The organism is Aeromonas rivuli (assembly GCF_020149575.1).
Classification (GTDB): Bacteria; Pseudomonadota; Gammaproteobacteria; order Enterobacterales; family Aeromonadaceae; genus Aeromonas; species Aeromonas rivuli.
In genome coordinates this window covers 3,896,370-3,910,693 of the sequence record NZ_CP079742.1, presented here as the reverse complement: position 1 = coordinate 3,910,693, position 14,324 = coordinate 3,896,370, and the positions used below count along the sequence as shown (strand labels likewise).

General features: G+C 60.5%; 13 protein-coding genes. 3 read left to right on the top strand and 10 right to left on the bottom strand.

The window, feature by feature from the left end; all coding sequences use genetic code 11:
• Positions 1 to 65: 65 nt before the first annotated feature.
• Together KYK33_RS17985 and KYK33_RS17980 are read right to left on the bottom strand one after the other, a co-directional pair.
• Positions 66 to 557, bottom strand: a complete 492-nt coding sequence (locus KYK33_RS17985) for a metal-dependent hydrolase (RefSeq protein ID WP_224431396.1) — start codon at positions 555 to 557, stop codon at positions 66 to 68.
• Positions 558 to 769: 212 nt separating this feature from the next.
• Positions 770 to 1,222, bottom strand: a complete 453-nt coding sequence (locus KYK33_RS17980) for a YaiI/YqxD family protein (RefSeq protein WP_042044330.1) — start codon at positions 1,220 to 1,222, stop codon at positions 770 to 772.
• A gap of 149 nt (positions 1,223 to 1,371) precedes the next feature.
• On the opposite strand from KYK33_RS17980, the gene zntB reads away from it, so the two are divergent.
• Positions 1,372 to 2,337 (top strand): zinc transporter ZntB, encoded by a 966-nt coding sequence (gene zntB, locus KYK33_RS17975; RefSeq protein WP_224431395.1) that lies wholly within the window; start codon positions 1,372 to 1,374, stop codon positions 2,335 to 2,337.
• Positions 2,338 to 2,339: 2 nt separating this feature from the next.
• The gene (locus tag KYK33_RS17970; protein ID WP_042044328.1) at positions 2,340 to 2,864 is read left to right on the top strand and encodes a mechanosensitive ion channel domain-containing protein; all 525 of its coding nucleotides are present in this window, start codon (positions 2,340 to 2,342) and stop codon (positions 2,862 to 2,864) included.
• 105 nt (positions 2,865 to 2,969) lie between these two features.
• Here the strand turns inward: KYK33_RS17970 and KYK33_RS17965 are convergent, their stop codons facing one another.
• From KYK33_RS17965 to KYK33_RS17930, 8 genes are all read right to left on the bottom strand, one after another.
• The gene (locus KYK33_RS17965) at positions 2,970 to 3,218 is read right to left on the bottom strand and encodes a hypothetical protein (RefSeq protein WP_042044327.1); all 249 of its coding nucleotides are present in this window, start codon (positions 3,216 to 3,218) and stop codon (positions 2,970 to 2,972) included.
• 38 nt (positions 3,219 to 3,256) lie between these two features.
• Entirely contained in the window at positions 3,257 to 5,068 is a 1,812-nt protein-coding gene (locus KYK33_RS17960; RefSeq protein WP_224431394.1) for a cation:proton antiporter, read from the bottom strand.
• A gap of 136 nt (positions 5,069 to 5,204) precedes the next feature.
• Positions 5,205 to 5,726, bottom strand: coding sequence for an MltR family transcriptional regulator (locus tag KYK33_RS17955; RefSeq protein WP_224431393.1), 522 nt, complete (start codon positions 5,724 to 5,726; stop codon positions 5,205 to 5,207).
• Positions 5,727 to 5,787: 61 nt separating this feature from the next.
• Positions 5,788 to 6,930, bottom strand: coding sequence for a mannitol-1-phosphate 5-dehydrogenase (locus tag KYK33_RS17950; RefSeq protein ID WP_224431392.1), 1,143 nt, complete (start codon positions 6,928 to 6,930; stop codon positions 5,788 to 5,790).
• Positions 6,931 to 6,965: 35 nt separating this feature from the next.
• Positions 6,966 to 8,894 carry a PTS mannitol transporter subunit IICBA gene (locus KYK33_RS17945; RefSeq protein ID WP_224431391.1) on the bottom strand — a complete coding sequence of 643 codons (1,929 nt, stop codon included), beginning with the start codon at positions 8,892 to 8,894 and terminating at the stop codon, positions 6,966 to 6,968.
• A 675-nt stretch (positions 8,895 to 9,569) separates the two neighbouring features.
• Positions 9,570 to 11,591: an exoribonuclease II gene (locus tag KYK33_RS17940; protein WP_224431390.1), complete on the bottom strand. Its 2,022-nt coding sequence runs from the start codon at positions 11,589 to 11,591 to the stop codon at positions 9,570 to 9,572.
• A gap of 114 nt (positions 11,592 to 11,705) precedes the next feature.
• Positions 11,706 to 12,599: a LysR family transcriptional regulator ArgP gene (locus KYK33_RS17935; protein WP_224431389.1), complete on the bottom strand. Its 894-nt coding sequence runs from the start codon at positions 12,597 to 12,599 to the stop codon at positions 11,706 to 11,708.
• 205 nt (positions 12,600 to 12,804) lie between these two features.
• A complete protein-coding gene (locus KYK33_RS17930) occupies positions 12,805 to 13,461 on the bottom strand; it encodes an acyl-homoserine-lactone synthase (protein ID WP_224431388.1) in 657 nt (218 codons plus the stop codon).
• A 59-nt stretch (positions 13,462 to 13,520) separates the two neighbouring features.
• Here KYK33_RS17930 and KYK33_RS17925 point away from each other — a divergent pair, with 59 nt between their 5' ends.
• Positions 13,521 to 14,303 carry a LuxR family transcriptional regulator gene (locus tag KYK33_RS17925; protein WP_042044316.1) on the top strand — a complete coding sequence of 261 codons (783 nt, stop codon included), beginning with the start codon at positions 13,521 to 13,523 and terminating at the stop codon, positions 14,301 to 14,303.
• Positions 14,304 to 14,324 lie beyond the last annotated feature (21 nt).

Below are 14,324 nucleotides of genomic sequence, written 5' to 3'. Positions count from 1 at the left end.
GAAGGCTAGCGTTGCTGGCAGAGGTAGCGATCAGAACAACCAGAGGGCCACGACGGAGATGAGAGTCAGTAGACCCAATAACCAGCGATCAGCAGGCTCAGGGTACAGAAGCTTGTTTCAATGGCGCCACCGCTCTGGAGTGACCAGCCGGGAAGGCGGTAGCGCTGTTTGAGTGGCCAGAACAGGGGGATACCGGCAGGGGTTAGCCAGTCGCCAAGCAAGTGGCTCAGATAGCCAATGATGAGCGCATCCTTAACCGCGACAGGCACCTTGCCTGCCATCAGGTCGCTGCCTAGTCCCCAGATGCATAATGCCACCGCCAGCAAACTGTGAGTGAAGCCCCTATGCCCCGTCAGGCGGGAGAGGGGGATAGAGATCCAGCGCAGGCGCTGACCCAGAACCGAGTTGGGGTGATCCAGATCAGGCAGCAGCGAACTCACCAGTGCGGCAAGCACCGTCTGGGCCAGATTTGCATCGGCCAGGGCTGGGGTGAGCGGTAGCTTGTGAGCGAGCAGGGCGCAGGTGACGGAGAAGATCAGGTGCCCTTGGGCTGTCATGGTAACCGGGGTGCGAGGTGAGAGGCGGCGCATATTAGCAGCTCAACAGTGTTTGTCGGCAACTATTTGAAACCAGGTGCGGCTCGGATCATCGAGTGCTCGAATCATGAACCATCGCTGACCGGTTTCTGCCCTCCTATCTAGCCAGTCATGGGGTGATCAATCCAGCGTGGCTGGCGATGACTCTTATGGCTGCCGGCTTTAAGCCCCTGTCAGCCGAGGCGTCCCTTCTGCAACCAACGGTCGAGGGCATTGGCGAAGTTCTGCTTGTCCGCTTGGTTGAAAGGTGCGGGGCCACCGGTCTGAACCCCGGCAGATCGCAGCTCCTCCATCAGATTACGCATGCCGAGCCGGGCCTTGATGGTCTCCTTGGTATAAATTTCGCCCCGTGGATTGAGCGCCTCGCCACCGGCGTCGATTACCCATGAAGCCAAGGGGATGTCCCCGGTGATCACCAGATCCCCCGGCACGACTTGCTGGGCGATGACGTGATCCGCCACATCAAAGCCCTTTTCTACCTGCTGGGTCTTGATGTAGGGAGAGGGGGGGACCCTCAGTCCCTGATTGGCGACCAGGGTGGTCAGCATCTTGGCGCGATGAGCGGCGCGGTAGAGGATCTCCTTGACCGGAGTGGGGCAGGCATCGGCATCGACCCAGATGGGCATGGTTTGGTATCCAGAATATGAAGATGTCTCATCTTATCATGGCTTGGGGCAAAGCTGAGTCGGGGCCCGCTTTGGTGTAAGCTGGGCGACTGCCGCCATGCTGCGGCAGAGGCGAACAATGTCATTCGGCGCAATTGAGAGGAGGTGTCGTGGATCTGGTACCCAATGATGTTATCTATGGTCTGGCCCTGGACGGTAAGGGTGGCCAGCATCCGCTGGGGGCGGGCGCCGAGTTACCGGCCCAGCAACCGAGTTGGTTGCACCTGGATTACGGTAACCCTGAGGCGGCCCGCTGGCTACTGCAGACTCCCTTGCTGGGGGATGCGGCCCGCGAGGCGCTGCTTGGCCAGAGCAATAGGCCCAAGCTGGTGCGGATGGGGGAAACGGTGCTGCTGATCCTGCGCGGCATCAACCACAACCAGCATCACAAACCCGAAGAGATGGTAGCCCTGCGTATTTTCATTACCCCGGATCTCATCATCAGCAGCCGTCGTCGCCCTCTCTTGTCTGAAAAGGATGTGTTCGAACAGTTGCAGCTGGGTGGCGGACCGGATAACCCGGCTGACTGGTTGGTGGAGATCTGCGATGCCCTGACCGATCGCGCCGGCGAGTTCGTCGAAGAGCTGCACGATCAGATCCTGGAGCTTGAGGAGCAGGTGCTGGAGCGGGATCTGCCGACCACGGGGAAGCTGGCCCGCATTCGCAAACAGTTGATCATGATCCGCCGCTACCTCTCCCCTCAACGGGATCTCATCGCGCGTCTCGCCAGCGAGAAGATCAGCTGGTTCGAGGAGGACGACAGGCGCCGTCTGCTCGATATTGCCGACCGCTTGCGGCGCTGGTTGGACGATCTGGATGCAGGGGTTGCCCGCACCGGTGTGCTGGCAGACGAGATCAACAACATGGTGGCGGAGGCGACAAATCGCCGCGCCTATCAGATGTCGGTCATGGCACTGCTGTTTCTCCCTGCCAGCTTCCTGACGGGCCTGTTCGGCATTAACCTGGGGGGCATTCCGGGTGCCGAGAGTCCGCTCGCCTTCTGGGTGTTCTGCGCATCTCTGACCAGTCTGGCCGTGGTGCTCGCCCTCTGGCTCAAACATCGACGCTGGTGGTGACCATGACCCTTTGGCAATCTTTTGGGCTGACCCTGCTGGTATTGCTGGCTCATGGCCTGATCCGGCGCATCATCAGGCGCAGTCTGTTGGTATTGGGGCGCAGCAAGCAGGTGAGCGAGAGCCGGGTCGGCTACGTTGAGCATGTGTTTCACTTCCTGCTTGGCAGCGCCACCCTGCTGGTGCTGGCCGGGGTCTGGGGTCTCGACTTTTCCCGGTTGGTGGTACTGGCTTCCTCCTTCTTCGCGGTACTCGGAGTCGCCATGGTGGCCCAGTGGTCGATCCTCTCCAACATCACCGCCAGCATCACCATCTTCTTCGCCTTTCCATATCGGATCGGAGACAGGATCCGCATTCTCGACAAGGATGATTCCGTTACGGGGGTCATCCTGGAGATAGGACTCTTCTATGTGCAGGTGCGCGATGATCAGGGTGATCTGGTCACCTATCCGGCCAATCTGTTCCTGCAAAGACCGGTACGCAGACTGGAGTCATCCCCTCATCCCCAAGTGCCTGACCAACCGGAATAGGGGCAGCGCCCTTATCCATTATCTGCAACCTCGTCTTCTCCCTGAGGCTGACGAAAAGACCCCGCCGTGGCGGGGTCTGGGTCATGAGGGGCTGAGTGCCTTGGTTCAGCGCTCAAAGAAGTGATAGAGATGTTCGACCTGGATCGGGCAGTCGGCGACCTTGTGGATGTGATCCCGCGCTTCGTCCACTGTGCCGAAACTGAGCGGCAGGCCGAAGCTGTCGGTCAACTCGAACAGGCGTCCCCCCTCCCCGCGAAACTCGACAATCCAACCAGGCAGCATGGCATCGTGTACGATTTCTGCCTCCTGTATGCCCTGTTGTCGATAAAGCTGGCGTAGTTCACTGACTGTCATACCGACCTCCTTCTGAGCGACGCGCCACCATGACAAGTCTAGTCTCTGCCGGGATTGGCTTCGCTTTTCACCCCATTTTCCTTGGGGGGTTGCAGCGCGATGACCAACTCCCCCGGTACGGGCGCTATGTTGCCAATGACCACTCGCGGATGCTGTTTGGCATCCAGAATGAACATGGGGACTGCGCCTGGGTTGGCCGTCTGGTACGCGCTCCAATCGAAGGTCTCCGAGAGTCGGGTCGCCTTGATCTGTCCACCCCGGGCCAACATGCCGCTCAGTCGGGCAAAGTTGACGTCGCTGCCAAACAGCACCTGGCGTGCTCGGAAGGTGGCACTCTCCCGGTTGGCTTTGCCATGTTGATCGCTCGATCGCAGTGAATAGATAGTCTCCTCGCCAAACTGGTGGGAAAAATGCAGCACCCCCAGAGCATTGTTGTGGCGGCTGGGGGAGAGCGCCAGCACTGTGCTGATGCTGGTGAGTGGCAGATGCAGTTCAGCATGCTCCGACTGGGGATTCCCGAAGTAGCAGGGCAGGTTGCTCATGCGGGCCAGCTTGCAGTTCTCCCAGGCCGGATCCGACAGGTAGACGGGCACCCCCTGATCCGCCAGGGCCTTGCCGATGGCGCGCGCCACCGAGTTGGCGCCGATCAGCAGCCAGGTGTTGGGAGTGGGCTGGCGCATGCCGAGCAGGCCAGCCAGCGGCGCCGAGGTGAGGCTCTGCAGTACCACGGTCGAGATGATGACGGCGAATACCAGAGGTACCAGCTTACCCGCATCCGGGATCCCGGCTTCACTGAGGCTGATGGCAAAAGAGGCGCTGACCGCAGCGGCGACTATGCCCCGTGGCGCTATCCAGCTGAGCAGGGCGCGGGCTCGCCAGGGCAGGGTTGAGTCGTGGGTCGAGACCAGGATACAGAGCGGGCGGGCCACGAACTGCACCACGCACAGCAAGACCAGCACCATGGGGCCGAGCTGCCAGAGCTGGCCCAGGTCGAGGCGCGCGGCCAGCAGGATGAACAGGGTAGAGATCAGAATGACGGCAAGATCCTCCTTGAAGGCCAGCACCTCTTCCAGATCCAGACCATCCTGGTTGGCGAGCCAGATGCCAAAAACCGTCACTGCCAGCAGGCCAGACTCATGACTGAGCCAGTCGGAGAGGGTGAAGGTGGCGAGTACCAGCGCCAGCACCCCGAACTTGTGCAGCGTGACCGGCAGCCAGTCCTTGCGGATGATGAGAGTGGTGATCCAGCCTGCCGCCACCCCGATGAAGGAACCTATGCCGACTGTCTTGGCCAGGGCCCAGAGGGTATGGGTCACCATCTCCTGCTGGCTGCCGAGCAGTACAGCCTCGAAGATCAATACCGCAAACAGGGCACCGATGGGATCGATGACGATCCCCTCCCAACGCAAGATCTTGTCCACCTCCTTGACCGGGCGGATCACGTTCAGCATGGGCGCGACCACGGTCGGTCCCGTCACCACCAGCACGGCACCGAGCACCATGGCGACGCGCCAGTCCAGACCAAGCAGGAAGTAGCTGGCCGCCCCTATCACCGCGAAACTGGTCAGCATGCCGATGGAGCAGAGATTGCGCACCACCTTGCCTATGCCCTTGAGCTCGGCCAGATGCAGGGTCAGGGCTCCCTCGAACAGAATGATGGCCACCGAGAGCGAGACCAGGGGAAATAGCAGCTCGCCGAGCAGCAGGTCCGGGTTGAGCACGCCGCTCACAGGGCCAAGCACCAGGCCGGTCAGCAGCAGAAACAGTATGGCGGGGACCCGCAGGGCCCAGGCCAGCCACTGGGCAAGCAGGGAGATCAGCGCGATCCCCGCTAACGAGAGTGCGGTCATGGTTACCTCATAAAAAGGGAGTAGAAAGGAATAACAAGATGACTATATGTCAGCCTGACACCCTAACTCGAATGAGACAACTAGATCCGTGATAAGAGGAGGGAGTCCTGGGGATGGGGAGTGGCTGTCAACGCGGTTAGATCGGACTCTCCTTGTGGAGCTCGCCGACGCAGTGGGCGACGGCCAGCACCAGGGAAGATCGCACCATCTGATCCTGACGGGCGAGTTGCATCTGATAGAAGCTCCAATCCTCTTCCGAGGCGGGCGGCTCCAACGCGTGGAGGCCTGCGCGGTTGATGCCGTGCAGTCTATCGAGCAGATCGCGAACGGGTTTGTCGCTAAAACGGTAATCCTTGGGGTCGCGTACCAGAAAATCGCGGATCTTCAGGTAGACGTCTATGTCCTGATAAAGTTCGAGGGAGACCAGACCGAGGGCAAAAATGAGCTTGAGGCGCACCTCTATCTGGCCGAGGGGGCCACTCTGGTTGAGCAGGGGTTCGATGGCGTATTTGACGGCATACTCTTCCTGGCGGAAGGCTCGGCGCATCAGAGAGTCCACCGCTTCTTCCAGGAGGGTGACGACCTCGAGAAAGAAGCCCCGTGGGCCATCCTGCTCGTTGAGTCGTTCCAGTACCTCATCTTCCTGGTGTGTGGTCATAAATCGATAGGGTCCAGCTAGTCATGAGCAGAGAGGGAGGATTCCCTCTCTGCGAGTCCGGTTAGAGTGCCTGGTAGCGGGCCGTGATGGCGGAGATCAATGGGCTCTGCGGGTCCAATCCCGCCACCCTGGCCAGGGTGGCGGCAACGCCATCGGCGATAATGGCGGCCCGCAGTTCGACGGCTTGCGGGTCTTCGTCATTGTGATAACGCAGCGCCGCCGCAATCCCTTCCTGCAATCCCTCATTGGGAAGGCCGTATTCCAGGGTACCGAGCAGGGGCTTGATCAACCTGTCGTGCTCTCCCAGCTTGCGCAGGGGCTGGCGGCCGACCCTGTCCACCTCGTCCACCAGATAGGGGTTGGCGAAACGGGCCAGTATCTTCTCGATATAGGCGGCGTGCAGGCGCGGATCGAAGCCGTAGCGCTTGACCAGCACGGCACCGCTCTCCTCCATGGCACGGCGCACCTTGCTGCGGATCACCGGATCCTCGATGGCCTCGCGAATGGTCTGGTAGCCCATCAGCTTGCCGAGGTAGGCGGTGATGCTGTGACCCGTGTTGAGGGTAAAGAGTTTACGCTCGACGAAGGCCATCAGGTTGTCCGTGGTCTCCATGCCCGCCACCTGGGGCAGTGCTCCCTTGAATTGGGTCTGGTCGACAATCCACTCGCTGAAGCTCTCCACCGTCACCTCCAGCGGATCATCGTTGGCGGCGGCGGGAGGCACGATGCGATCCACCGCCGAATCCACGAAGCCGACACAGGATTCGAGGGTGGCATGATACGCGAGCGGCAGGTACTTGAGTACCTCCTGCTTGAGGTGAGTGGTACCGCGCACCATGTTCTCGCAGGCAATCACGTTGAGCGGGCTGAGATTGCCTGCCACGAAGCGGGCCTCCAATCCCTTGGCCAGGGTACTGGCAATCTTGTCCAGTATGTTGGGACCCACCGCCGTGGTGACCAGGTCGGCGGTGACGATACGGGCGATCACCTCCGGGCCTGAGGAGCTGACCGCCGCGACGTTGCGCACTGTGTCCAGTTTCTGATCCGCTCCCACCACATGCACCTTGTACTCCTGACGGTGGTTGAGCTGGTCGATCAGGGTCTCGTTGACGTCGGCGAAGGTGACCTGATGGTCGGCGTCGGCCAGCAGTTTTCCGATGAAGCCACGGCCTATGTTACCGGCACCAAAATGTAATGTTTTCATAAAATCAACCTCTTGAACCAATGATGTGGGCAGGATCAGGCAGCTTGTTCGCCACCCAGCAGGTCCAGGAACTCCTGAGGATCCCGGGTGCTGGCCAGCCGGTCGATAAGACCGGGCTCATCCAGTGCATTGGTCAGGCGGGTTATCACCTGAATGTGTTCATCGTTGCGGGCGGCGATGCCAATCACCAGGCGGGCCACCTCGTCCGCGGCTTCACCGAAGGCGACGCCAGCTGGGTATTGGCAGATGACGATGCCGGTACGGATCACCTTCTCCTTGGCGGCTATGGTGCCGTGGGGCACGGCGATGGACTCGCCAAGGTAGGTGGAAACCAACTGCTCACGCTCCAGCATGGCCTCGACATAGCTGGCCTCGACATAGCCGCGCTCGGCCAGCAGGGCACCGGCGGCCTTGATGGCAGCCTCTTTGCTGTCGGCCATGAGACCGAGCTGGATATCCTGGCGGCTCAGGGTGAACACCTGGGCATCCTGCGGCTCATAGTTGTCGTCGTTGGCCGCAACCAGCAAGGTGGGGTGGGCCACATCGTCGTTGGCGGCCTGGGTCTGGCTCAGCTCCTGCACCATGGCCTGATAGAGGCCGTTGTCGAGGAAGTTGGTCAGGGAGATATGGCGCGCATTCGGTGCGTGGCGACGAGCTCGCTCGGTCAAATCCTGGTGGGTAATGACCCAGTCCACCTGGTCGTCGAGCTGGTCGATGGCGCGATTGGTGACACTGATGTCGAGGCCGGCGGCCTGTACCCGCTTGCGCAGCATGCCGGCGCCCATGGCGCTGGATCCCATGCCCGCATCGCAGGCGACCACGATATTGCGTACGGTCAGCAGCTCACCACTCGGGTGTTTGGTGGCGACGGTGTCGGTTTTACCGCCCTTCATGGCTTTCATTTTACGGGTGGCCTCACCCAGGGCATCGGCCTGGTCGGCTTCTGGCTGCTGGGCGCGAACGAACACGGCGGCAACCAGGAAGGAGACCAGGGTGGCGCTGATGATCGAGAGGGCGACCCCGATCAGGGAGGCTTTCGGCGTCATCAAGAGCACGGCGAAGATGGAGCCCGGCGAGGCAGGGGAGACCAGACCCGCATTGAACAGGGTCAGGGTGAATACCCCGGTCATGCCACCGGCGATCACCGCCAGGATGAGGCGCGGGTTCATCAGCACGTAGGGGAAGTAGATCTCGTGGATGCCGCCGAAGAAGTGAATGATGGAGGCGCCAGCAGCAGACTGCTTGGCCGCGCCACGGCCGAACACCATGTAGGCCAGCAGCACGCCCATGCCCGGGCCCGGGTTTGCTTCGATCAGGAAGAAGATGGACTGGCCATGCTCGGTTGCCTGCTGAATGCCCAGCGGCGAGAAGATACCGTGGTTGATGGCGTTGTTGAGGAACAGGATCTTGGCCGGTTCAACGAAGATGGAGGTGAGCGGCAACATGTGGTTTTCTACCAGGAAACCCACCCCACCCGCCAGCAGGCCGGAGAGCACCTTGACGAAGGGGCCGATCACGAAGAAGGCGAGGATGGCGAGCAACATGCCGATGATGCCGGCGGAGAAGTTGTTGACCAGCATCTCGAAGCCGCTCTTGACCCGACCTTCCATCGCCTTGTCGAAACGCTTGATGACCCAGCCACCGAGGGGGCCGACCATCATGGCACCCATGAACATGGGGATGTCGGTACCGACGATGACACCCATGGTGGTGATGGCGCCGACCACGCCGCCCCGTTCACCGCCCATCAGCTTGCCGCCGGTGTAGCCAATCAGCAGTGGCAGCAGGTAGGTGATCATGGGACCAACCAGCTTGGCCAGTGTCTCACTGGGCAGCCAGCCGGTGGGAATGAAGAGGGCGGTGATGAAGCCCCAGGCGATGAATGCCCCTATGTTGGGCATGACCATATTGGACAGGAAGCGTCCAAAATTCTGTATCTTGACTTTGGTATCCGGTGATAACATGACGGCACCCCGTTTTGAGCCTGTGTGATTAAAAGTGGTAGTCGGGATAACGGGTTTTGCCGAACCCTCATCCCTGTCGTCTAAGCAACTTCAATCTACCACTTCATTTTCTGATTGGGCTGAAAACGGGGTGTCTTGTGACCCACCTCTCAAATACCTGACCTACCCCCCTCCCACAGTAGTGATGTCGATCACATCTCTTCGCTGTGCCTTGACTACATTTCGATCTTTTCTGCCATGAGTGGCTTTTTAATGTGATCCACGTCTCCTTATCTCGTTTTCGAAAACCCAATGTCAATGTGATGGTGGTCACACATCTATTATTTGTATTCAATCGAGACAGTGTGTGCGGTGCATTATCTAGTGCTCACACCGATGGATAGATCGGCATTGACTGCTAATTACCAATGAATCACTTATTTTGTAACCCACTTTCAGTTTCTCCCCTCGGGCGTTTCGCCAGACTCGTTGCATATTTGAGGTCCATTTGGGTCCGTGGTGAGGCGTTCAGTCCCGGTCAGCGAGTGCGGGCTCAAGGGGGCTGGCCCTGCATACCGAATACATCAGCTGGCCGCCGAGCGTTGAGGTCATCGTCATCGCGGCGATGGATTTATGGCGGCCATAGAAAAGCCCGCAGGGTTGCGGGCTTTGGGGATCGAGCTGTTGGCTTCGAGTTTATTCGGCCTTGGGGGCGGTCTCTGCCGGTGCTTCCGTACTCTCGCTGACCACAGCCACCGGGGCCGGGCCTGGCACCAGCGCCACGGCGGGCTTGGCAATGAGGGAGCGTGTCTCTTCCACGGCTTCGGTCAGCTTGACCTCGATGACCTGGCCCAGCTCATAGACCACCTCTGTCTTGTCGAGGTAGACGCGGCTGTTGTCCCAACTGCACTCCAACCTCTCCTTGTTGTCGAGGATATGGCGGGCGGGCATGAAGACCACGGCGCCATTCTCCTGCAACCGCAACTTGAGTCCGGCGCGCATCACATCGATGATCTCGGCATTGAAGATCTGCTCGGTACCCGCGGCGCTCTGCAGGAAGCGGACATAGAGCCAGTCGCCGATACCGCGCTCCACCATGCGGTGCAGGCGGCGGCAGGCGGTCAGGTGCTCGGTCAGCTCCAGACTGGGGCGCGGGCCCGGGGTCTTGCCTGCAATGACGGCCTTGAGCAGACGATGGTTGACCATGTCGCCGTACTTGCGAATTGGCGAGGTCCAGGTGGCATAGGCATCCAGCCCCAGGCCGTAGTGGGCACCTGGCTCGGCGGACATCAGTGCATAGCTCTGGAAGCGGCGGATCTTGCCATCCAGCCAGCGGGTATCGAGGTTGTCTATCCAGCGGCGCAGGGCGCAGAAACCGGTGAGGCTGGCGATATCTTCCTTCTCGAACGGCGCCTCGGCGGTCTTGAGCAGCTCCATGGCACCGTCGAGGGACTCCTCATCGAAACCGGTGTGGACGTTGAAGATGCCGTAGCCAACCTGCTTGCCCAGCACGCGACCGGCACAGATGTTGGCGGCGATCATCGACTCTTCGATCATTCGGTTGGCGATGCGGCGCGGTTCGACGTGGATGGCCAGCACGGCGCCGTTTTCACCCAGCTCGAAGTCGTAGTCTGGGCGGTCCGGGAACACCAGGGCGTGTTCGGTACGCCAGGCGATACGCGCTTCGGTCATCGCCTTCATCAGCGGCAGCTGGGCCATGACGCCTGCGTCTATGTCCAGTGCTTTGCCGTGCTCGGCCCAGTCGGAGACGTCGTCATAGTTGAGGCGGGCGTGGGAATTGATGCGGGCGGCGAAGAACTCGGTCTCTTCGAGCAGCAGGCCATCTTCGGCAATGAGCAGGCGGGCGCACAGGGTGTTGCGCTCCTCGCCCTCTTTCAGGGAGCAGAGCTCATCGGAGAGGGTGCGCGGTATCATCGGCACGTTGCGGCCCGGCATATAGACGGTGAAGGCGCGCTGGGCGGCTTCCTTATCCAGCTCGCTGCCTTCGGCCACGTAGGCGGTCGGATCGGCGATGGCGACCAGCAGCTCCCAGCCGTTGTCCAGTTTGCGGATGGAGAGGGCGTCATCCATGTCCTTGGTCTTGGCGCCATCTATGGTGAAGAAGGGCACTTGAGTCAGGTCGGTGCGCGGCAGCTCTTCCTCTTCAATGACTTTCCACTCGGGCAGGTCAGCTGGCTCTATCTGGGCCAGGTTGTGACGGGCCAGTACCACCCACCAGGGCACATTGTGATCGTCCTTGTCGGCGATGAGTTCGGTGATCTCGGCGGAGAAATTACCGTCGGCCAGGGCATGGCGCTTGAGGGTGGCGACCACCCAGTCCCCTTCCTTCAAGGATTTCTCGTCCAGTCCCTTCTTGGTGCGCGCCTTGATGGCATCCTTGATGAGGGGATGATCTGCCACCACGTTGAGGCGGTCGCGGAACATCTTGACGCGGCCGACGAAGCGGGTCACCGCCTGCTCCAGCAGGGCATCCGGCTCGGCCACTTCCTTATCTTTCTCGGTGCGGATCAGGGCACTCACGCGATCCCCGTGCATCACCTTCTTCATGTAGGGGGGCGGCACGAAGTAGCTGGTCTTCTCATCCACCTCCAGGAAGCCAAATCCCCGATCGGAGGCGCGGATCACCCCTTCTTTCTTGGGGATGTTTTCGCGGATCTGTTGTTTGAGCTGGGCCAGCAAGGGATTGTCTTGGAACATATGTGAGGAACCTGAGTGAAAACCTGATGAAGAATCGCCCAGCACTATACGTTTTTCACCCCGCAAAGCCAAGGTGACTGGGCCGATCCCGGGATGGTCAGGGGTTGGCCGTGCTCAATTCAGGGCGGCCTGCCCCTGGCTTATCAGACGCTGGGAGATCTGTTTGTGCAGACCTCGCTCCAGCAGCCAGCGATGCCAGTAGAGGGTCTCTATCAGGTGACGGTCCGGGCAGAGATCCAGCAGGCGGCCGGACTGGAGCTGGGCGCGGATCTGCAACTCCGGGATGAGGCAGTAGGCCAGCCCCTGCTCGGCCATGGCGACGAAGGCTTCGGAGGAGTGGACTATGTGGCAGGGGTAGCCGCCGGGCTCGAGGCCAAACTCGCGGCGCAAGAAACTGATGTGCATGTCATCCCGGGGATCGAAGGCGACCCCGGGGGCCTTGGCCAGGGCTTGAGGAGTGAGGCCTTCTGGAAAGTGGCGCGCCATGAAGGCCGGGCTGGCTGTCAGGACGTAGCACATCTGGCCGAGCGCATCGACGCTGCAACCAGGCAGTGGCTGCGGATGCAGGCTGACGGCACCGAATGCCTGGCCTTCGCGTACCTTGTCCAGAGTGCGGCTCTCATCATCGACCAGCAGGTTAAGCTCGATGGGAAACTGCTCCAGCAGGGGGGCCAGGGCCGGTAAAAACCAGGTGGCCAGGCTGTCGGCATTGACCGCTATGCTGATGCGGATCGGGGCCTGGGGGCTGGCGGGGGTCAGCTCGCTGCTGAGCTCCTGTTCGAGCTGACGTACCTGACGGTAGTGGGCCAGCAGTTTCTGGCCCAGTGGCGTTGCCTGTAGCGGCTGGCTGCGGATGATGAGGGGCTCGGCGAATTGCTGTTCGAGCTGCTTGATGCGCTGGGAGATGGCAGATTGGGTGAGGTGCAGGCGCTGGGCGGCACGATCGAAGTTCTGCTCCTGCATCACGGCATCCAGGGCCAGCAGCAACTTGTAGTCCAGAGCCTTCATCAATATCCCTTATCAATATGACGATTCAGAAGTCACTCTACTATCGGCATCGAGGGGGAGGCAAGCAGACTGTGGTGTTCGGCCCTGCCCCATGGTGGTCGCATTTAACACTGTTAAAAGTGACAGTAGCTGTCAGGGATCCAAAAGAAGATACTCCTTTGTGTCCGCTTCTGCGTGGGGTGGGATCGGACTTAGCGTGAGTGCTTTATCCCGGGATCTTCCCGGGATTTTTTATGGGGTCGGAATGGGCCGCCGTGCCCTGGTCTGCATAGTGGCCGCGTAGCGGACGCGCGACGGCAGCGGCGAAACGTTCGTCGAGCAGGAAGCGGATGCCGACGCCGCGCACGGCACCCAGATCAACGGCTTGCCGGTGGCCGAGCCGCTCAACTGGCAGGCCGAGTCGACGAAAGATGCGCTCAACCGGCAGACTGACCACGGCAACCAGCTCACGGATCTGCTGGGCGAGGGCGAAGGCATACACCTCACGGAAGATGACGCAGGTGAGTTCGCTCACCCCATTGTCGAGTCGCGGCGCCCGGCTGGCATCGATGGCGAGTCGGGTCAGCTCCCAGACATCCTGATGACGAGGTGGGGCCTCACCGGCGAGGGCGGCGGGGAAGATAGTGGGCAGCATGTAGTCCTGGGCACAGCTGAGCAGGCGGATGCAGCCGCACAGACCCTGGTCATCTTCGATCAGAACCCAGTGAGTGTCAGGACCATCGAAATTATCTCGCTCAAGGCCGGAATGGGATTCGACATCCCACTGAAGCCTTTCGTTGAAAACTCGGTTTCTAAAGGTATATAGGGAATTTTCTACGGATTTATCTCGATGTTTGCTCAGTTTTCCCTTGAAAACACGCATTCTGCTCACTCCATATCCAGGAAGGGCGTTATACTCACGGACTCGGGAAGGGGATTGAAATGAAACAGGCTCAACTGCTGGAATACCTTGAACTGTTCACCAGGGTCATGGATGGAGATCAACTGTCTGAGCTGATTGGACGTTTCGCGCTCGGCATGGGGTATGACTATTATCGCTTCGCGCTGATCCTGCCGATGTCGATGCAGCGTCCCAAGGTGGTGCTGTTCAACCGCTGCCCCGACTCCTGGATCCAGGCCTATACGGCCCACCATATGCTGGCTCGGGATCCCATCATCCAACTCGCCCGCCATCAGACTCTGCCCATCTACTGGAACCAGCTCGACGAGAAGGCAAGCTTCCTGCAAGCGGGCAGTCTGGATGTGATGAGCCTGGCCGCCGAATTCGGTCTGCGCAACGGCATCTCTTTCCCGCTCCATGGCCCGACCGGTGAGAGCGGCATTCTCTCCTTCATCACCCGGGAACGAGCCTCCAGTGACCTGTTGTTGGAGTCTTCCCCGGTGCTCTCCTGGATGTCGACCTACATTTTCGATGCGGCGCTGCGCACAGTGCGACTCGGGCTGCCGGCAGGGGCCCAGCAGGAAGTGCTGACGGGGCGCGAGACCGAGTGCCTCTCCTGGGCCAGCGAGGGTAAAACGTCCGGTGAAATCGCCAGCATCCTCGGCATCACCGAGCGAACCGTGAATTACCATCTCAATCAGGTGACCCGCAAGACGGGCTCCATCAACCGCTATCAGGCCATCGCCAAGGGCATGAGCAGCGGCATACTGGTGCCCAATCTGGAAGAGGTCGTGGTCACCAATTTTCCGCGTCAGCTGCAATAACCCGCATTCAGCAGAGCTCAT